This is a genomic window from Streptomyces sp. NPDC098781, from assembly GCF_044759995.1.
Taxonomy (GTDB): domain Bacteria; phylum Actinomycetota; class Actinomycetes; order Streptomycetales; family Streptomycetaceae; genus Streptomyces.
In genome coordinates, this window is record NZ_JBIWAK010000008.1 from 1 (window position 1) to 18,499 (window position 18,499).

General features: G+C 70.9%; 15 protein-coding genes. 8 read left to right on the forward strand and 7 right to left on the reverse strand.

Annotation, left to right across the window (positions count from 1 at the left end):
• Positions 1-89: 89 nt before the first annotated feature.
• From ACIQWG_RS29300 to ACIQWG_RS29325, 6 genes are all read right to left on the reverse strand, one after another.
• Entirely contained in the window at positions 90-659 is a 570-nt protein-coding gene (locus ACIQWG_RS29300) for a GNAT family N-acetyltransferase (RefSeq protein ID WP_404101157.1), read from the reverse strand.
• A gap of 60 nt (positions 660-719) precedes the next feature.
• Positions 720-1,094, reverse strand: coding sequence for a VOC family protein (locus ACIQWG_RS29305; RefSeq protein ID WP_404101158.1), 375 nt, complete (start codon positions 1,092-1,094; stop codon positions 720-722).
• Between the two features lie 115 nt (positions 1,095-1,209).
• The gene (locus ACIQWG_RS29310; RefSeq protein WP_404101159.1) at positions 1,210-3,174 is read right to left on the reverse strand and encodes an AMP-dependent synthetase/ligase; all 1,965 of its coding nucleotides are present in this window, start codon (positions 3,172-3,174) and stop codon (positions 1,210-1,212) included.
• Between the two features lie 128 nt (positions 3,175-3,302).
• Positions 3,303-4,847 (reverse strand): von Willebrand factor type A domain-containing protein, encoded by a 1,545-nt coding sequence (locus ACIQWG_RS29315; protein ID WP_404101160.1) that lies wholly within the window; start codon positions 4,845-4,847, stop codon positions 3,303-3,305.
• Positions 4,848-4,995: 148 nt separating this feature from the next.
• Positions 4,996-5,859 (reverse strand): ABC transporter permease, encoded by an 864-nt coding sequence (locus tag ACIQWG_RS29320; RefSeq protein ID WP_404101161.1) that lies wholly within the window; start codon positions 5,857-5,859, stop codon positions 4,996-4,998.
• Positions 5,856-8,507, reverse strand: coding sequence for a CocE/NonD family hydrolase (locus tag ACIQWG_RS29325; RefSeq protein WP_404101162.1), 2,652 nt, complete (start codon positions 8,505-8,507; stop codon positions 5,856-5,858). Before ACIQWG_RS29325 ends, ACIQWG_RS29320 begins: the two co-directional genes overlap by 4 nt.
• Positions 8,508-9,205: 698 nt before the next feature.
• Between ACIQWG_RS29325 and ACIQWG_RS29330 the strand changes: the two genes are divergently transcribed.
• The 8 genes from ACIQWG_RS29330 to ACIQWG_RS29365 all read left to right on the forward strand — a co-directional run bounded on the left by ACIQWG_RS29330 (position 9,206) and on the right by ACIQWG_RS29365 (position 17,124).
• Complete coding sequence (locus tag ACIQWG_RS29330) at positions 9,206-9,340, forward strand: helix-turn-helix transcriptional regulator (protein ID WP_404101163.1); 135 nt, start codon at positions 9,206-9,208, stop codon at positions 9,338-9,340.
• Between the two features lie 144 nt (positions 9,341-9,484).
• Complete coding sequence (gene lxmK / locus ACIQWG_RS29335) at positions 9,485-10,606, forward strand: class V lanthionine synthetase subunit LxmK (protein WP_404101164.1); 1,122 nt, start codon at positions 9,485-9,487, stop codon at positions 10,604-10,606.
• Positions 10,603-11,628 carry a T3SS effector HopA1 family protein gene (locus tag ACIQWG_RS29340; protein ID WP_404101165.1) on the forward strand — a complete coding sequence of 342 codons (1,026 nt, stop codon included), beginning with the start codon at positions 10,603-10,605 and terminating at the stop codon, positions 11,626-11,628. Before lxmK ends, ACIQWG_RS29340 begins: the two co-directional genes overlap by 4 nt.
• Positions 11,629-11,692: 64 nt before the next feature.
• The gene (locus ACIQWG_RS29345) at positions 11,693-13,474 is read left to right on the forward strand and encodes an ABC transporter ATP-binding protein (protein ID WP_404101166.1); all 1,782 of its coding nucleotides are present in this window, start codon (positions 11,693-11,695) and stop codon (positions 13,472-13,474) included.
• Positions 13,471-14,112: a flavoprotein gene (locus ACIQWG_RS29350; RefSeq protein WP_404101167.1), complete on the forward strand. Its 642-nt coding sequence runs from the start codon at positions 13,471-13,473 to the stop codon at positions 14,110-14,112. The genes ACIQWG_RS29345 and ACIQWG_RS29350 overlap by 4 nt, the downstream gene beginning before the upstream one ends.
• A 20-nt stretch (positions 14,113-14,132) precedes the next feature.
• Entirely contained in the window at positions 14,133-14,897 is a 765-nt protein-coding gene (locus tag ACIQWG_RS29355) for a class I SAM-dependent methyltransferase (protein WP_404101168.1), read from the forward strand.
• Positions 14,898-14,968: 71 nt separating this feature from the next.
• Positions 14,969-15,907 carry an ABC transporter ATP-binding protein gene (locus ACIQWG_RS29360; RefSeq protein WP_404101169.1) on the forward strand — a complete coding sequence of 313 codons (939 nt, stop codon included), beginning with the start codon at positions 14,969-14,971 and terminating at the stop codon, positions 15,905-15,907.
• Positions 15,904-17,124 (forward strand): ABC transporter permease, encoded by a 1,221-nt coding sequence (locus ACIQWG_RS29365; protein WP_404101170.1) that lies wholly within the window; start codon positions 15,904-15,906, stop codon positions 17,122-17,124. The genes ACIQWG_RS29360 and ACIQWG_RS29365 overlap by 4 nt, the downstream gene beginning before the upstream one ends.
• A 390-nt stretch (positions 17,125-17,514) precedes the next feature.
• On the opposite strand, the gene ACIQWG_RS29370 is transcribed toward ACIQWG_RS29365, so the two are convergent.
• Complete coding sequence (locus ACIQWG_RS29370; RefSeq protein ID WP_404101171.1) at positions 17,515-18,303, reverse strand: S1 family peptidase; 789 nt, start codon at positions 18,301-18,303, stop codon at positions 17,515-17,517.
• Positions 18,304-18,499 lie beyond the last annotated feature (196 nt).

Sequence of the window (18,499 nt, forward strand, 5' to 3'; positions counted from 1 at the left end):
CGCAATCCACACCGAACCCAGAGGCCCTCGCCCCGTTCAAGGACCGCTCAAGGCGTGTCGCCTGTCACCAACGTCCCGGGACAGCACACCTAGACCTGTCGTCGAGCTCCGGGCATCCGGCTCGCGGCGTCCGGCTTCCAGTCCGCGGCGAGCAGGCCGAGCACCACCTCGTCCAGGAACTCGCCCATCACCCAGGCCGAGGAGCGCAGCACGCCCTCGCGGACGAAGCCGTTGCGCTCGGCGGAGCGCAGCATCGCGGCGTTGTCCGACAGGGTCTCGATCTGAAGCCGGTGCAGGCCGCGGACGACGAAACCGTAGTGGCACAGCACGGCGACCACGTCGGTGCCGTAGCCCTTGCCGCGCGCGGACGGCCGCAGCCCCAACCCGATGTGTGCGAACCGGTTGTGCGTGTCTATGCCCCACAGTGTCGCGGTTCCGATCAGCGTGCCGCCGGCCAGCTCCACCGCGGAGAACGAGACGTGCCCCTCCTCCGTGTCGTCCACCACGAGCCGGGAGTCCTTGGAACCCGGTGTGATCGGCCGCCACGGCCGGCCCTCGGCCCGCGCGGCGTTGACCACGTCGTCGTAGAGCTCGGCCCGCAGCACCGGGATGTCGTCCTCGTGCCGGGCCCGCAGCCCGACCTTGCCGCCCTTCAGCATGCAGGGTTCCTATCCGACCGGACCGAGGAGCGGCAAACGAAATAGGCGGCCCGCTCGCCCTCAGTGGAAGCAGAGGCAGAACGGATGGCCGGCCGGGTCCGCGTAGATCCGCCAGTTGGCCTCGGGGCGGAGCTGGTCCGTCCGCTCCAGCACGGTCGCGCCGAGGGCGAGCGCCCGCTTCTCCTCGCCGTCGAGGTCGTCCACGTCGAAGTCCAGGTGGAGCTGTTGCGGGCGCTCCTGGCCGGGCCATTCGGGCCGCTGGTAGCCGTCCACCCGCTGGCAGGCCAGCGGTGTCCCCTCGAACCCGTGCACCTCGACCCAGTCGGCGTCCTCGGCGTCCGCGACCACCCTGCCGCCGAGCAGCTCGGCGTAGAACTCCGCGAGCCGTACCGGGTCGTCGCAGTCCAGCGCGACCGCCTGTAGCTTCCGAATCACTTCCGGCACCTTTCCCTCTACGGCCGCTTCCGTGACGCCCGCGTACGGGAGGGGTCGTACCCGCCGACGGGGTGCGCATGCGTTTCGGTGGGCCGGCCGACCCGGTGTGGGGTCCTCAGCCGCGGTACAGGGCCTCGATCTCGGCCGCGTACGCCGTGGTCACCGCGTGTCGTTTGACCTTCAGGGACGGGGTGAGCATGCCGTTGGCCTCGTTGAACTCGCCGTCGACCAGGGCGAAGGCGCGGATGGACTCGGCTCGGGAGACGGCCTTGTTGGCGTGGTCGACCGCCTTCTGCACGTCGGCGCGCATACGGGGATCCCTGATGACGTCGGGCATCGGGGTGTCGGCCGGCATCTTGCGCACGGCGAGCCAGTGGCTCACCGCGTCCGGGTCGAGGGTGATCAGGGCGCCGATGAAGGGGCGGTTGTCGCCGACGACGAGGCACTGGCCGATGGGTGAGCGGCTGCGCAGGCGGTCCTCCAGGACGGCCGGGGAGACGTTCTTGCCGCCGGAGGTGACGAGGATGTCCTTCTTGCGGCCGGTGATGGTGAGGTAGCCGTCCTCGTCCAGGGCGCCGAGGTCGCCGGTGGCGAACCAGTCGTCCTGGAGCACGGCGTCGGTGGCGGCCGGGTTGTTCCAGTACGAGCCGAAGACGATGCCGCCCTTGATGAGGACCTCGCCGTCGCCGGCGATGCGGACGGCGGTGCCGGGGACGGGGCGGCCGACGGTGCCGGGGCGGGGGCCGAGGGGCGGGACGATGGTGGCGGCGGCCGTCGTCTCGGTCAGGCCGTAGCCCTCGTAGACGAGGATGCCGGCGGCGTAGAAGAACAGGTTGAGGTCGCGGTCGAGGGGGGAGCCGCCGCTGATGGCGTAGCTCGTGCGGCCGCCGAGTTCCTTGCGGACACGGCGGTAGACCAGCAGGTCGTACAGGGCCCAGGCGGCGTAGAGGGCGGGGCCGGGGCCCTTGCCGATGCCGAGGAACTTGTTCAGGTGGGCCTCGCCGAAGCGGACGGCGATGCGGTCGGCGCGGTCGAAGGAGGCGGCGCGGCCCATCTTCTCGGCGGTGGCTCGGCCGGTGTCGTGGATCTTCTCGAAGAGGTACGGGACACCGACGAGGAACGTGGGGCGGAACTCCTTGAGAGCCGGGCGGAGTTCCTCGGGCTTGATGCTCGGGCAGTGGCCGATCTCTATCCGGGCCATGAGGCAGGCGATCTGGAGGCTGCGGCCGAGGATGTGGGCGAGGGGGAGGAAGAGGAGGGTCGAGGCGGTCTGGCCGGTGATCTCCTTGAAGATCGGGTGCAGCAGTTCGACGGTGTTGGCGGCCTCGGCGTGGAGGTTTCCGTGGGTGAGGACGCAGCCCTTGGGTCGGCCGGTGGTGCCGGAGGTGTAGCAGACGGTGGCGATGGTGTCGGGGGTGAGGGCGGTGCGGCGCTTGGTGACCTCTTCGTCGGGGAGGTGGTGGCCGAGGGCGGTGAGGGTGGGGAGGGCGGTGTCGGTGGGGGCTGTGGAGTCGAGGTCGGTCGACTCGGCTTCCAACTGCCATATGCGCGGGGGCTGTTGGTGGTGGGCCGTGCCCGCGGTGACCGTCTCGGTGTTCTCCCGCGTCTCGGTGATGACGAAGTGGGCGCCCGAGTCGCGGACGATCCACTCCACCTGGTCGGCGGAGGAGGTGGCGTAGATGGGGACGGTCTGGCCGCCGGCCGCCGAGATGGCGAAGTCGAGGACCGTCCACTCGTAGCGGGTACGGGACATGACGGCCACCCGGCCGCCGGGTTCGAGGCCGGCGGCCATCAGGCCCTTGGCCACGGCGGTGACCTCGTGGGCGAAGTGCGCGGCGGTGACGGGCTGCCAGGTGCCGTCGCCGTCCCTCTGTCGGCGGCGCAGGACGACGGCGTCGGGGGCGTCGGCGGCGTTGGTGAAGGGGAGGTCGGCGATGCTGCCGGTGGTGGGGTGGGGGGCGAGGGGTGGGGTGCGGGCCTCGCGGACCACGCCGTGGTCGTCCTTGACGATCTCGACCCCGGCGCGGTCGCTCAGCCCGCCGCGCTGCTTCGCCCGCTTCAGATCCTTGCGTACGCCCATGTCGGCTCCCGGTGCCCGTCGGACTTACCGGGGAGTCAACTTACTCGCGCGTAGCTGAGGGTCAATGCCTGCGGCTTGTCGGTGCCGGTCGGTGGCATCAAGGGGCGGAGCCCGCGCCGGAGGCGGAGTCAGCCCTGCGGGGTCAAGCCGCCGGCCGCCCGGATCGCGGCCGCCAGGTCGCGCACCTCCCTGTCCTCCGTCCTCGTCGCCAACCTCTCCGCCCGCTCGGCCAGTTGCGCGAGAGAAGTCCGGCCCGGGAGCGGCTCCCAGCTGCTCGCCCCTCCCCGCAAGGCGTCGGCGAGGTACGCCGCCGTCGCCGTCACCTGGAAGCGCGGGCTCGCGGCCCACACCGACGGCCGCAGGGAACCGGTCTCCAGCCGGCCCGACTCCTCGTGCGGCGCCCGCGAAGCCGGGTCCAGCCAGCGGACGTTCGCCGTCGCGAGGTGCCCCTCCGCGCCGGGTCGGGTGTGGACGGCGTAGAGGGCCGTCACCGTGTGGCCGGGACCGACCTCGCCCCCGTCGACGCTGTCGTCACGGAAGTCCTCGTCGGCCACCTCACGGTTGTCGTAGCCGATGAGGCGGAAGTCGGACACCGTCGCCGGGTCGAAGGCGATCTGGGCCTTGGCGTCGCGGGCGGTGAGGTCGATGTTGCGCGGGAGGTCCTCGCAGAAGAGCTCATGGGCCTCGTCGGACGTCGAGACGTACGCGGTGTGGCCGTCGCCCCGGTCCGCGAGCCGTTCCATCAGGGCGTCGCCGTAGTCGCTGCCGACGCCCACCCCGAACAGGGTGATGCCGTGCTCGCGGCGTTCGGACGCGATGCGTTCGAGGATGGTGTCCGGGTCGGTGTCGCCGGTGTTGGCGAGGGCGTCGGAGACGAGTACGACGCGGTTCGTGGCGCCCTCGCGCAGGCCCTCCACGGCGGTCTCGTAGCCCGTCTCCACACCCGCGCCGAGGTTGGTCGAGTCCGTGGGTTCCAGGGTGGCTATCGCTTCGTGGATCTCCTCGCGGTTGCCGCCCAGACGGGTCATCGGCAGCACCCGCTCCGCCTCGTCGCTGAAGGTGACGATCGCGACCGAGTCGTCGTCGCGCAGGCGGTCGGTCATGACGTCCAGGGACTCCTTCGCCAGGTCCAGGCGGCCCGGTTCGGCCATGGAGCCGGAGATGTCGATGACGAAGGTGAGGGCGGCCGGTGCGCGTTCGCCCGACTCGGCGGCGGGGCGGGTCGCCAGGCCCACACGGAGCAGCGACCAGTTCTCGTCGGCGGTGCGGGCGCCGTCGACGGTCACCGAGAAGCCGTTGCCGTCGGGACGGTCGTAGTCCTGGCGGAAGCTGTTGACGAACTCCTCGGGCCGGACCGTCGAGGGGTCGGGCAGCCGGCCCTCGGCGAGGGTGCGGCGGGCGTAGCCGTAGGAGGCGGTGTCGACGTCGAGGGCGAAGGTGGAGAGGTAGTCGGGGGCCGGGGCGAACTCGCGGGACTCCGGGTTCTCGTCGTTGTTCTTCTGCTCGCCCTCGCCGGTGCCGTTGCCGTTGTTGTAGTCCGGGGCCGGGCGGCCGGTGGGGTAGGTGCTGTTGTCCGCCTTCGACCTTCCGCTGTCCCCCGCGCCGCAGCCGGTGAGCAGCAGGCCCGCCGCCGCGGTGAGAGCCAGCACCCCACGTATTCGGTTTCGGTCCATCTTCCGTGCCCCCTGGATCCGTTGACGTCGGCTTTCTGTGACTGTGACGGGCCGGGGGGCCGGAACGTGCGTTACGTGGCGTTGCGGATGCGTCTCGAAGAGGGCACGGGACCCGCCGTTCGAGACCGGTGGGTGATCTTCCGGTGACCTACGACACGATGTCCTTGCGGGCGAAACCGCGGAAGGCCAGCGCGAACAGGACCACGGCGTACGTTATGGAAATCGCCGTGCCCTGGATCATGCCGGACCACTCGGGAGTGGGCTGTACGGCGTCCGCCCATGCGAACTGCCAGTGCGCGGGCAGGAAGTGACGCCAGTCGCCGAGCGCGGTCACCGCGTCGAGGACGTTGCCGACGATGGTCAGGCCGACGGCGCCGCCGACCGCGCCGAGCGGGGCGTCGGTCTTGGTCGACAGCCAGAACGCCAGGCCCGCGGTGACCAGTTGGGACACGAAGATGTAGGCGACGACCACCAGCAGGCGCTGCGCCGCCGTCCCCGTGTCCAGCGAACCGCCGGTCGGGATCTGCAACGGACCCCAGCCGTACGCGGCCGTACCGACCGCCAGCGCCACCACCGGCAGCAGCACCATCGCGGCCAGGCTGAGCCCCAGCCCGACCACGAGCTTGGACCACAGCAGGCGCGCCCGGGGCACGGGTGCCGCCAGCAGGTAGCGCAGGGACGACCAGCCGGCCTCCGACGCCACGGTGTCCCCGCAGAACAGCGCGACGGGGATCACCAGCAGGAAGCCGGCGGAGACGAACAGGTTGACGGCGGCGAAGTTCGCGCCGGACGCCGTGGCCGTGTCCATCAGGGTGATCCGGTTGCCGCCGCCGTCCGGCTCGCCGCCGATCGCGAACGCCGCGACCAGGACGAACGGCAGCACGGCGAGGATGGTGAACATGGCCAGCGTGCGGCGCCGCTTCAACTGGCGGACCAGCTCGACGCGCAGCGGCAGCGTACGGCCCGCCCGGTAGCCGGAGGCGACCTCGGTGCGCTCGGTGAGCGTGCTCATGCGGAGCCTCCGATCAGGGTGAGGAAGGCGTCTTCCAGGCGCCGGTGCGGGCCGACGCACTGGACGGGCACTTCGAGGCGGACCAGTTCGGCGACCAGACGGGGTGCGCTGCCGTCCGCGTCCAGGCGGACGAGCAGGCCCTCGTCGGTGCTGATCGCCGAGGCGATGCCGGGCAGCGCCGCCACCTTCTCCACGACCGGCTCCTCGATGGGCGCGGCCGTGCCGACCAGCAGGGTGTCGCCCGAGCCGATGATCTCGGCGACCCGGCCGGCCTGTACGAGACGGCCGCGGTCCATGACCACGAGGTGGGTGCAGGACTGCTCGACCTCCGCCAGGAGATGGCTGGAGACGATCACCGTACGGCCGGCCGCCGCGTAGCGGATCATCACCTGGCGCATCTCGCGGATCTGGGGCGGGTCGAGGCCGTTGGTCGGCTCGTCGAGGATCAGCAGGTCCGGCAGGCCCAGCATGGCCTGGGCGATGGCGAGGCGCTGACGCATGCCCTGGGAGTACGTGCGCACCGCGCGGGCCAGTGCTTCGCCGAGGCCCGCGATCTCCAGGGCCTCGTCGAGGTGGGCGTCCTCGGGCGGGCGGCCGGTGGCCCGCCAGTACAGTTCCAGGTTCTCGCGGCCGGACAGGTGCGGCAGGAAGCCCGCGCCCTCCACGAACGCGCCGACGCGGGAGAGGACGGGCGCGCCGGGGCGGATGGCGTGGCCGAAGACGCGGATCTCGCCGGCGTCCGGCTTGATCAGGCCCATCAGCATGCGCAGGGTCGTCGTCTTGCCCGCGCCGTTCGGCCCGAGCAGGCCCAGGACCTGGCCCTTCTCCACACGGAAGGAGAGGTCCCGTACCGCGTAACGGTCCTGCCCTCCCGCGTACCGCTTGCTCAGGTCGGTGATCTGAAGCGGGACTTCGGCCAGTTCGGGGTCGGGTGCCGGGGTGGCGGTGCGCCGACGGGCCGTCAGCAGCAGGGCCAATGCGATCGCCGCGCCCGCGAGCGGCAGCCACCACACCCACGCCGGCAGGGGGACGGCGGCGGTGCCCACGCCGGGGGCCGTGGGGACCGTCAGGTCGCTCTTCAGGGAGACGGTGTACGTCGCCGGGGAGAGCGGCGAGGCGTAGCCGAGGTCGGTGGAGGAGACGACCAGGCGCAGCCGGTGGCCGCTCTCGATGTCGTGGTCGATGGCGGGGAGCGTGACCGCCACGTCCTTGCCGGACTTGGCGTCCTCGACGCGCAGCGGTGTGACCAGCTGGGACGGCAGTACCTGCTGGGTGCCGTCGGGGCCGACGTCGTAGACCTTGGCGAAGAGCACCGCGTCCTCGCTGGTCGAGGTGACGTGCACGGTGGCCTTCGGGGAGCCGGTGATGCGCAGGTTCCCGGTGACCGGCGCCGATTCGAAGGCGGCGAACTGGCCGGGGAAGTCCAGTGACACCCCGAGGCCGAGCGAGGACAGCTGGGCGAGGCCGCCGGAGCCGCCGAGGCCGGGGAGCGCGGAGACGGCGGGCGGGCTGGCGCCGGCCGGGTTGGCGAAGCTCTGTTCGCCGCCGGTCAGCCGGAAGGACTTCGGGCCGCTCTCCAGGCCGGGGTAGGCGTCCGCGCTCGCGCCCCGCAGCAGGGCCTGGCCGTCGGTGGAGTCGACACCTCCGGTGCGGGTGACCCGGAAGGCGGGGCCGGTGTCGGCGCCCTTGTCGTCCTTGAGGTAGCGCTCGAACCAGGACTTCACGCGCCCCTGGATACGGTCCGTCTCCATGTCGCCGCCGTCGTGGCCGCCGGCGATCCAGTCGACGTCGACCGGCGCGCCGTTGGCACGGATGGCCTTCGCGGCCTGGTCGGCCTGGCCCAGCGGGAAGAGCGAGTCGGACTGGCCCTGCATCAGCAGGGTGGGGACCTTGATGCGGTCGCCGACGGCGGAGGGTGAGCGCGCCTCCAGCATCGCGCGGGCCTTCGAGTCCGGGGTGCCGGACTCGGCGACCCGGTCGTACATCTCGCAGATCTGCTTCTCGAACTTCTCGCAGCCGCCCGCCGAGTTGACGAAGATGCCGGCCCAGAGCTTCTTGAAGACACCGTTCGGGAAGAGCGCGTCCGCGAGGTTCCAGTAGGTGATCGCCGGGGCGATGGCGTCCACGCGGTCGTCGTGTCCGGCGGCCAGCAGGGAGATCGCGCCGCCGTAGGAGCCGCCCGCCATGCCGACCCGCGGGTCGCCGGCCTTGTCGAGCTCGACCTGGGGCTGCCCGGCCAGCCAGTCGAGCAGCCTGGAGACGTCGGCGACCTCGCCCTCGGGGTCGTTCAGACCGACCTCGCCGGTCGACCGCCCGAAGCCACGGGCCGACCAGGTCAGCACGGCGTACCCGTCCCCGGCCAGGTCCTCGGCCTGCTGTCGTACGTCGTCCTTGCTGCCGCCGAAGCCGTGGCCGAGCAGGACGGCGGGACGGCGGCCGTCGCCGGCGGCCGTGAAGTACGAGGTGTCGATCCGCACTCCGTCGCCCATGTCCATGACGCGGTCGGCGCGCCGTACCGCGGGCGCGTCGTCGTCGGCCGACGCCACAGTCCATGTGCCCGCACCGGCTATCACGACGACGGCGGCCACGGCGGCCAGCAGCCGCCGCGGCCCCCGCAGCGCGCGGAGCCCGGGCAATCGAAGATCCATGGTTCAACGGTACGGGGCGAACCTGTCGGAACGTTGTCGACCCGAGGCCGAACCTGTAGCCCTCCGACGGGAGTACACGGGCCCCGCCGCATACCGCGTCCGCGGTACGACCGGCCTCGGGGTTGCGCCGCTTTCTCCGGATTCCTCCAGAACATGCTCCAAGAAAAGCGGCCGACCGCATCCGGAACCTCAGATTCCGCGAAAATGCATTGATTAAGTGGAAGCGTCAGTTCGTATACTGTTCGGGCGAACGGCGTCGCGGGCCGACCAACCCGGCGACGCTGGTCACGTGGTCAAACAGCAAGGGGGAAGCATGCTTCAGGACAGGATCGACCACGACCCGGGCCGAACTCTCACGGCCAGACCCACTCGCACACATTAAGTCCGTACCAAAAGATCTGATCTTTAGCTCCGCCTGACGCGCGCCCAGAGGATCCGTGGATTCCTCTTCCTTGACGGCGCAGTGGGCGTGCGAGCTCGCAGAATCAGCGGCGGTACTTATCGGCATGCGCCCGCGGGCATGACACACGCGATGCGAGCTGCACAATCCTCACACCAACAGGCGGAGATTCGACGCCCCACCGTCGGATGAAACCGTGAGGTTACAGGTGAATTTTAGTAGTTCCTTGATAGAGCCCCACCTCAAACTCGGAAACGATCATCTGAGAATCCTGCAACTCGTCTCCCAGGGTTGCACCATGACGCAGGTGGCCCGCCGGATGGAAATGAGCGACCGCACACTCCGGCGTAAGCTCCGGTCGATCTGCCTGCACGTCGACGTCGAAACCCCGATAGAAGCGGTGGTGTGGGCCGTGCGGCGAAGAATCATCTGACGAACGACACGGCGGCGGGTGACGGTTGGCGGAGGAGACCGTCACCCGCCCACCGTGTCCGGCATCCGCGACAGGTCCTGCCGACGGTGGCCGATGCCGGTCAATTCGTTGCCCGGCGGCAGCGCCCCACGATAGAAAACGTCCGTGGCAGGCGAAAAGATTAAATACCCGCAGGGCCGGTCTTCCGCGTCGGCCGTCGACAATCCCGTGGATTCCTCGGTCGAACAGCTGCTGGCCCAGCTCGACTTGGGCTCGTTGAGCACCTCGGAGATCTACTCCTATCCCGGCCGTAACGAGAACTGGTCGGGGACAACGGACACCGGCAATTCGGTATTCGTGAAACAGCTCAAGGGCAGCCCCGAAGAATCCCTGAATCGCTATCGAAGGGTCCTGCTCTTCGAGCGTCTCGCACAGGGTGGTCCGCACCCGTTCCCCCGCCCCGAGTTCCTCGGGGGCGACGAGGAACGGCGGCTGCTGGTGTTCCGGATGCTGGGCGACACCAGATCCGGCAGCGAACTCGCCGCTGACCAGGAGTTCACCGAGTCCATGTCGGCGCTGGCCGGCCGGACGCTGGCGGCGCTGCACCAGCTCCCCCACCGTCCCGGGGACTTTCCCGACTCGGATCCCCACCCGTTCCCACCGGTCGAGGACCTGCGCTCGCTGCCGCTGGAGAACTACCTCAACGCCACCGGCGCCTTCGTCCAGGCCTGGGGGCTGTTGCAGCGTGACGCCCCGCTGGTCGAGGGGCTGGAGCGGCTGCGCGCGACCGAGGCCGGCGTCACGCGCGTGCCCATCCACGGTGACCTGCGGCTGGATCAGTTCCTGATCACCGACGGCGCGTTCTACGTCAATGACTGGGAGGAGTTCCGGCTCGGCGACCCGGCACGCGATGTCGGGGCGTACGTCGGCGAGTGGCTGCACCGCGCGGTGCTGCGGATTCCCGCGCAGGAGACGGACGACGCCTTCTCGGCGGTGCTCACCCACGAGGAGGTCGTGGCGCGGGGCAGCGAGGAGCTGGCCCGCGTACTGCCGCTGATCACCGCGTTTCACCGTGGTTACCGCGAGGGCGGGGGCCCCGACGACGACGGGCTTGTGGTGCGTGCCACCTCGTATGCCGGATGGCATCTGATCGACCGGCTGATCGCCTCGACCAGGGAGAGCGGGCGGCTGTCGGCCATCGTCCGGGCCTCGGCCGGCATCGGCAGGACCGCACTACTGGATCCGCGGAGCTTCGTCTCCACGGTGGGACTCGGAGAGGCAGCATGAGCACGCGCGTCAAGGAGACCGAAGAGGTCGCGGAGGTGCTTTCGGCCGGGCTGCGCGGTGCGCTGACCGACGTGCGGATCGCGCCGGACGGCAGGACGGCCTGGGTGCGCGACGACGAGGTGACCGCGGAGTCCGCGTCCGCGATGCGCTTCACTCTCGCCCGCACCCTCTACGAGGTGCTGCACACCGGGCGCGGCGTCAAGGACCGCGAGGCGCCCAGGACGCTGCGTGCGCCGGAGTACGAGGCACGGCTGGCGAAGGCCACTCCGCACCCGGAGACGGTCGCCGCGGGGATCCGCACCGGGCGGCTGACGAAAGCCGGCCGTCCGGTCGTGGAGATCGACGGCCTGCGGGTGAGTGTCCCGGACTCGGTCACGCTGCGGGAAAGCGGGCGGACCGCGGGCGATCCCGGACGTCCGGTGGTGCTGATGAACCTCCCGTCGGCCCGCCCGCTGGTCTCCCCCGGGTTCTTCCTCGTGGACAGCGGCTCGGGCCGCACCGCCGGCGGCGGCGCTCTGCTGCGGCTCTACCTCAGGGTGGCCGACCCCGAGGCGGCACCCGAGCTGTGGCACACGGTGCTGAGCGCCCTGGAGAGCGGCTCGGTGACCTACCGCGCGAAGATCATCTCGAATCCGGCGAGCCTGCCGCGCAACGACGGCATGGTCGTCTACCTGCCCTCGGCCTCCTGGAACGCCGTCGACGCGGTGGTCCAGAGCGCCATGGCCACCGGCCTGCCGGAGGGCCCCGCCCCCGCTTTCGCCCATGTGCTCGCGCCCGGTGTGACGGCCGCCTGGGAGCCGAAGGACGACCGTACGGGCATGCGCGGACTGAGTTTCGGCGAACACCGGGCGCATGTGGTCGCGCGGGCCTTCGTGGACGCGGCGGAGCAGGGCCGCGAGCGTCCTTCGGCCGCCGCGCTGGCCGACGCGTGCGCCGCGGCGAACGTGGACGCAGCCGACCCCGCCCGCAACCTCGACTCGGACCGCTGGCCGTGGCAGCCGGCCCTCCGGTCCGCGATCTGAACCGTCGGCCGTAGCGCCGAGGGTGACCGGATGTTCACCGCACCCCCGCAGGAGGTCCTTCACCATGGCCAGAGAACCACGCCCGGAGGGCACGGACGAACTGCGTGTCTTCACCCAGCTGCTCGAAGGGCGCAGGCCGACGGTCGCCGCCGCGGTGGTGCTGAGCCTGCTCTCCGCCGCCGCGACGATCGTCCTCCCACTCCAAGTCCGCGATCTGGTCATGGCCCTGGCCGAGGACAAGCGCCCCGTCGGCCCGCTGCTGATGATGGCGGGCCTCGCGGTGGGTGCCGCGGTGGCGACGGCGCTCTCCGCCCATCTGCTCGCCCGTGCCGGTGAGGGCCTGGTCGCGGAGGCACGGTGGCGCACCGCGTCGCACATCCTGACCCTGCCGCTGCGCCGGGTACGGCGGGAGGGGGCCGGCAACCTGGTCGCCCGCGCCAACTCCGACAGCACACAGCTGCGTTCCGTGGTGGACGTCGGCGTCGTGCAGATCCCGTCCTCGCTCTTCCTGGCCGTCGGCACCCTGATCGCCATGGGCCTGCTGGACGGCGTCCTGCTGATCGTCGTACTCGCCACCTTCAGCGTCGCCGGTGTCGGCATCTTCCTGTGCGTGAGGTCGATCCGCAGCGGTGTGGAACGTCAGCAGAACGCCATCGGCACCATGTCCCAGCACATGACGGCGGCCGTCCTGTCCCTGCCCACGGTCAAGGCGTTCCGCGCCGAACGCCAGGTCGCGGCCTCATTGGGCCACAGCATCGAGGACGCCCGTAAGGCGGCGGTGTCGGTCGCGCGGGTGACCGCCCTGGTCGCGCCCACGATGCAGCTCGGGCAGCAGCTTTCGATCGTCGCGGTGATGGTCACCAGCGGTGCCCGAATGGCCTCCGGCCACCTGGGCATCGGCGAGTTCGCCGCCTTCATCGTGTATCTGCTGCAACTCGTGGCTCCGCTGACCCTGTTGGTCTCGGGGGTGGCCAGGATGCAGAGCGGCCTGGCGGCACGCGCACGTCTCAACAGCGTGCTCACGATCGCGTCGGAGAGCTCCGGGGCCACCTCCCCCGTCGAGCCGTCACCGACCGCGGCCGCGGTGGAGTTCGAGGCGGTCAGCTACCGGGACGGTGGGCGAACCCTCATCCACGAGGCGACCTTCGCGGCGCCCGCGCGGGGGCTCACGGCCATCGTCGGGCCGTCGGGGGCGGGCAAGACGACGCTGCTCGGACTCACCGAACGCTTTCTCCTGCCGGAGTCCGGCCGGATCTCCGTCTGCGGACTGCCGGTCGAGCAGTGGCCCCTGCATCAGCTGCGCGGCGCGATCAGTTACGTCGATCAGAGCTTCACCCTTGTGGAGGGCACGGTGCGGCAGAACCTGCTGCTCGGGCGGGACGACGAGACGGGCGCCCTGCCGGACGCGGAGCTGTGGCGGGCGCTGGAGGCACTGGCCCTGCGCGGCGCCGTGGAGGCGCTGCCGGACGGCCTGGACACCGAGCTGGGCCGGGCTCAGGACCTGTCGGGCGGTCAGCGCCAGCGCCTTGCGGCCGCCCGCGTCCTGCTGAGGGACACGCGCATCGTCCTCTTCGACGAACCGACCTCCCAGCTCGACAGCGAGAACGAGGAAAGGCTGCGGACGCTGATGCGCACCCTCGCGGCCGAGCGCTCGGTGCTCGTGGTCGCCCACCGCATCTCCACGGTGCAGGACGCGGATCTGATCGTGGTCGTCGACGAGGGACGTACGGTCGACCGGGGTACGCACGAGGAGCTGCTGTCGCGCTCGGCGCTCTACCAGGAGCTGGTGCACGGTCAGTCGCTGCGCGGCAGTGGTCCGGTGACCGCCGGGGCGGTGGTCCGGTGACCGGCGGGCAGGACGCGGTCGAACCGGTGGGCGCGCGGCGTCTGCTGGTGATCGGGACGGGTTCGGTCACCGCGGCCCATCTGCCGTTCTGGGCGAGCTGGCTGAAGGTCGGGCACCCCGGCACGCAGGTGCGGTACGTGCTGACCGGGGCGGCCGGCAGGTTCGTCACCCGGGAGGCGCTGGCCGCCATCGGCGGCGGTGAGGTGCTGGCGGACCGGTGGCCCGACGAGCCGGAGCCGAAGGCACGCCATGTGGACCTCGCACAGTGGCCGGACACCGTCGTCGTGCTGCCGGCGACGCTGAACTATCTGGCCCGACTGGCCCTCGGGCTCGGTGACTCGCCCTCTCTCCTCGCGTTGCAGTGCACCCGGGCGGCGATCGCGCTGGCGCCCGCGCTGCCGCCCGGCGGCGCCGAGAGCGCGGCGTACGCGGACCACACCGCGAAACTCCGGGCGCGGCCCAACGTGGTCGTCGTCCCGCCCCACCCCGGCCGCAGTACGACCAGCGGGAAACGCGAGGCATGGGCGCCCGCGTCCTTTCCCGACGTGCTGGCCGCGGCCGACCGGCTGCGGGCCGCCCTGGCACATCCGGCTCCCGGCGACCGGGGCGGGCCCGGGCCGGAGCACGTATCCAACTGACACCTCACGGAGGCACCATCATGACCACCGGAACACCCCGGCCGTCCGAGGCCAGCAGCGCGTACGGCGAGTCGCTCGCCGACGTCTACGACTCGCTCTATCCCGCCACGGGCCCCGCCATCGACTCGATGGTCGCCTTCCTGCATGACCTGCGTCCTTCCCCCGCCTCGCTGCTCGAACTGGGCGTCGGGACCGGTCGGCTGGCGATTCCGCTGGCGAAGCACGGCTACCGGGTGCACGGTGTGGACGCGTCCCCCGCGATGCTGGCCAAGCTCCACGAGAACGACACCACCGGGAGTGTCACCACCGCGGTGGGCGACTTCGGCGCGCTGGCCGTCGAGGAGCGCTACGACCTCGTTCTCACGGCGCTCAACACCTTCTTCATGCTGCCCACCCAGGAGCAGCAGATCAGTTGTCTGCGCGGCATCCATGACGCGCTCGCGGACGGCGGGGCGGCGGTCTTCGAGACGTACAACCCTCAGGTGTTCCACCGGCTCACCGAGACGACGACCCGGATCGGTCATCCCGCGCCGGACGCGCTGCTGCTCGACACCGTCCAGGTGAACCGGTCGCTCCAGTCCGTGCTGGTCGTCCACACGATCGTGGGCGCCGGTGAGCTGCGGAAGGTGCCCGAGGTCAGCCGGTACGCCTGGCCGGCCGAGTTCGACGTGATGGCCAGGCTCGCGGGACTGCGCGTCACCGGCCGCTGGGCCGACTGGGACCGCAGTCCGGTGACGGATCAGTCGGAGAAGCATGTCTACGTGGTAGAGCGTCAATCCGTATGACCAAGTTGACGAAGTGATGTGTTAACACAATACTTCATCGAGTTAGTACATCACACGGGGAGGTGCGCGACATGACTGTGCCAGCGCTGGAGGTCGACGGTGTGCGCAAGACGTACGGGAGACGTACGGCCGTCGCCGACATGACCTTCGACATCCGCGCCGGGGAGCTGTTCGGCTTCGTGGGAAGCAACGGGGCGGGCAAGACCACCACGATGCGGATCATCCTGGGTGTCCTCGCGCCCGACGCCGGAGAGGTCCGGTGGCACGGCCGGCCGGTCGACTTCGCCGCTCGCAGGCAGTTCGGCTACATGCCCGAGGAGCGCGGCCTCTATCCGCGGATGAAGGTCGGCGAACAGCTGCGGTATCTGGGCGAGTTGCACGGTCTGTCGTCGGCCGCCGCACGGACCGCGGCCGGCCGGTGGATCGAGCGCCTCGAACTCTCCCGGTACGCCGCGGAGGAGGTCCAGAACCTCAGCCTGGGCAACCAGCAGCGGGTCCAGCTCGCCGCGGCGCTGGTCCACGGACCGAAGGCGCTGGTGCTCGACGAGCCGTTCTCCGGCCTCGATCCGGTGGCGGTGGACGTCATGCACGACGTGCTCGTGGAACAGGCCGCCGACGGCGTGCCCGTCATGTTCTCCAGTCACCAGCTGTCGCTCGTCGAGCGCGTCTGCGACCGGGTCGGCATCGTCGCCGGCGGGCGGCTCACCGCCTGCGGGACGGTCGAGGAGCTGAGCGCGGACGCCGATCGCCGGCTGCTGGTCGACGCCCCGGAGGCGGGCGAGAACTGGGCAGCTGGGCTGGAGGGCGTGGAGGTCGTCAGCCGCGAGGGCACCCGTACCCGGCTTCGCCTGACGAAGGGCGCGGACGACCAGCGGGTCCTGCACACGGCGCTGGCCACCGGGCCGGTCTCCGCCTTCGTCCTGGAACAACCTCCGCTGGCCGACCTCTACCGCGACCTGGTCACCAGGACCGGCACGGCGGACAACCGAAGCGGGGGCGACGAGAGTTGAGCACACTGACACCAACGCCGCAGGACCCCGGCACGCTGTCGGCCCGTCGGGCGGTCGGCCTGGTCACCCGGCGGGAGATCAACAGCCGGATGCGGAACAAGTCCTTCGTCCTGAGCACCCTCGGGCTGTTGCTCGCTGTCGGTGTCTACGCCGTGGTGATCCTCCTCGCCAAGGACGGTCCCGCCGAGGTCGGCGTCGAGCGGGAGGTCTCGGCGATGCGCCCGGTACTCACCGCGGTGGCCGAAGGAACGGGCGGGACAGCCGACTTCGAGTTCGTCACCGTCGACGCCGACCGCGGCGAGCGGCTGCTGCGCGACGGCGAACTCTCCGCCGTGATCGGCGGCGAGGACGGACGGCTCACGCTCCGGGTGGAACGTGAGGCGGACGAGAACCTGCTCGCCGTGGTGCGCGCCACGGTCGCCGAGGAGCGCACCACCCAGGAACTCGAACGCGCGGGCGTCGACCCCGTCGAGTTCAAGGAGCGCGTCGCGTCGTCCACCGTGCGGGTGCGGGCGCTGGAGCCGTCGGAGCACAGCGCGGCCGAACAGTTCGCGCTGATCGTGTCCTCCACCGGTCTGCTGTACTTCTTCTTCGTCTTCTACGGCATCACGCTGGCGCAGGGCGTGGTCGAGGAGAAGAGCAGCCGCGTGGTGGAGTTGCTCCTGTCGACCGTCCGCCCCTGGCAGCTCCTCACCGGGAAGCTCATCGGCGTGGCCGTGGCCGGCCTGACCCAGCTCGTGCTGCTCGGCGGGGCCGCGGTGGCGCTCGCGCAGGGCACCGGTGCCCTCACGCTGCCGGCCGCGGTGGGCGGGACGCTGCTGACGCTGGGCGTGTGGTTCCTGCTCGGCTTCTTCCTGTTCGCCGCGATGCTGGCGGCGGCCGCCGCGCGGGTCTCACGGCAGGAGGATCTGCAAGGGGTGGTGCAGCCGGTGATGCTGCTCATCACCACGCCGTTCGTGCTGGGCATCGCCCTGTTGAGCAAGGACGCGCACGACCCGGTGATCGAGTGGCTGTCGCTCGTACCGCCGCTCAGTCCGATCCTGATGCCGGCCCGCATGCTGCTGGGGATCGCCCCGGTCTGGCAGATCGCCCTCTCCCTGCTCCTCGCGGTCGCCGCACTGGCCGGCATGACCCGCATCGCCGGACGGATGTACGCCAACAGCGTGCTGCGCAGCGGCTCCCGCGTTCCGCTCGCCGAGGCACTGCGGCTGCGTTAGCGCTCCGCTGGGTACGCCGCGATATGCCGTCGTTCGTCTGCGGCTCCGTTGTGGCTGGTCGCGCAGTTCCCCGCGCCCCTGGTCGGCGCTGCCGAACCGCAGGCGACATGACCAGGTCCGCTTAGTCCCCCTGAAAGCCCCGACCCGGTAAATCAACCCCGTAAATCCCAACGCCCTACCCGGAAGGAAACACCTCATGAGCATCGCCCTCTGGATCGCCATCGGTATCGCCGTTCTCGTCGCCGTTGTCGCGGGGATCAAGAAGAGCCAGGGCTGATCCGGCCGATCGGCTCTCCCACCGACGAGGGGGCGGGGGGGGGGGGGGGGGGCCCCCCCCCCCCCCCCCCCCCCCCCCCCCCCCCCCCCCCCTGGTCTCTCAGCCGTTCCCGGTCAGGACTCGACCTGCTCGGTCACCTCGTCCGAGAACGTGGTCAGCCGGGTGTAGACACCCGGGTAACCGGCCTGGGCGCACCCCTCGCCCCAGGAAGTGATCCCTGCCAGGACGCCCCCGATGAGCAGGGGACCGCCGCTGTCGCCCTGGCAGGTGTCGACGCCGCCGGAGGTGTATCCGGCGCAGACCATGTCGGACGCGATGAAGTCCGAACCGTAGGAGCTGGAACAGCTGGAGTTGGAGACCGTCGGCACGGTCGCCGTGCGCAGCTGGTTGGAGGAGCTGCCGTTCGAGGAGGTGGTGCCCCAGCCGAGGATGCGGGCGGTGGTGCCGGCCGCGTACACGCCGGTGTCCGAGGAGTCGACGTACGACGCCGGGGTGTACGACATCGACGTGGACAGGGTCAGCACGGCCACGTCGTTGCCCTCGGTGACGTCCTGGTAGTCCGGGTGGATCCAGATGTCGCTGACCCGGCTGACCGTGCCGTTCGTGCCGTTGAGGTAGGTGCGGCCGCCGACGACGCGGACGCCGGAGGTGCTCTCGCCGACCATGCAGTGGGCCGCCGTGACGACCTTGGTGGCGGAGACCAGGGTGCCGCCGCAGAACTGGTTCTGGGAGGCGTCGGTGATCTGCATCATGAACGGGTACGCGGTCGTCGTGGTCGTCGATCCGCCCACGATGCGCGAGTCGGCGGCCTCAGCGGTGGGGGCGCTGAGCAGGGCCGTCGCGGCGGCTGCGACGGTGGCCGCCACGGCGGCGGTCCTTCTGGCGCGGGTGAGCCCGAACATGAGTCTCCTCATTGGGGGTTGCCGGTGGGGGGTCGCACGGGTGTGGGGGTGTGCACGGGGGGCGTGGGACCGACCCCCGTGTGCCCGGGCGAGCGGCACATCCACAAGGTAGGTCCCGGAAGTTCCCCTTCCCAATGAGGGAACCCCCTAAGGGAGTTGGGCAGGGAAAACCCTCGGTCGGGTACGGTCAAACCCG

Bases quoted from the DNA above. Each gene is read 5' to 3' on its own strand.
- ACIQWG_RS29315 (WP_404101160.1), bottom strand. From the start codon at position 4,847: ATGGACCGAAACCGAATACGTGGGGTGCTGGCTCTCACCGCGGCGGCG.
- ACIQWG_RS29360 (WP_404101169.1), top strand. From the start codon at position 14,969: ATGACTGTGCCAGCGCTGGAGGTCGACGGTGTGCGCAAGACGTACGGG.
- ACIQWG_RS29325 (WP_404101162.1), bottom strand. From the start codon at position 8,507: ATGGATCTTCGATTGCCCGGGCTCCGCGCGCTGCGGGGGCCGCGGCGG.
- ACIQWG_RS29330 (WP_404101163.1), top strand. From the start codon at position 9,206: ATGACGCAGGTGGCCCGCCGGATGGAAATGAGCGACCGCACACTCCGG.
- ACIQWG_RS29355 (WP_404101168.1), top strand. From the start codon at position 14,133: ATGACCACCGGAACACCCCGGCCGTCCGAGGCCAGCAGCGCGTACGGC.
- ACIQWG_RS29300 (WP_404101157.1), bottom strand. From the start codon at position 659: ATGCTGAAGGGCGGCAAGGTCGGGCTGCGGGCCCGGCACGAGGACGAC.
- ACIQWG_RS29340 (WP_404101165.1), top strand. From the start codon at position 10,603: ATGAGCACGCGCGTCAAGGAGACCGAAGAGGTCGCGGAGGTGCTTTCG.
- ACIQWG_RS29345 (WP_404101166.1), top strand. From the start codon at position 11,693: ATGGCCAGAGAACCACGCCCGGAGGGCACGGACGAACTGCGTGTCTTC.
- ACIQWG_RS29370 (WP_404101171.1), bottom strand. From the start codon at position 18,303: ATGTTCGGGCTCACCCGCGCCAGAAGGACCGCCGCCGTGGCGGCCACC.
- ACIQWG_RS29310 (WP_404101159.1), bottom strand. From the start codon at position 3,174: ATGGGCGTACGCAAGGATCTGAAGCGGGCGAAGCAGCGCGGCGGGCTG.
- ACIQWG_RS29320 (WP_404101161.1), bottom strand. From the start codon at position 5,859: ATGAGCACGCTCACCGAGCGCACCGAGGTCGCCTCCGGCTACCGGGCG.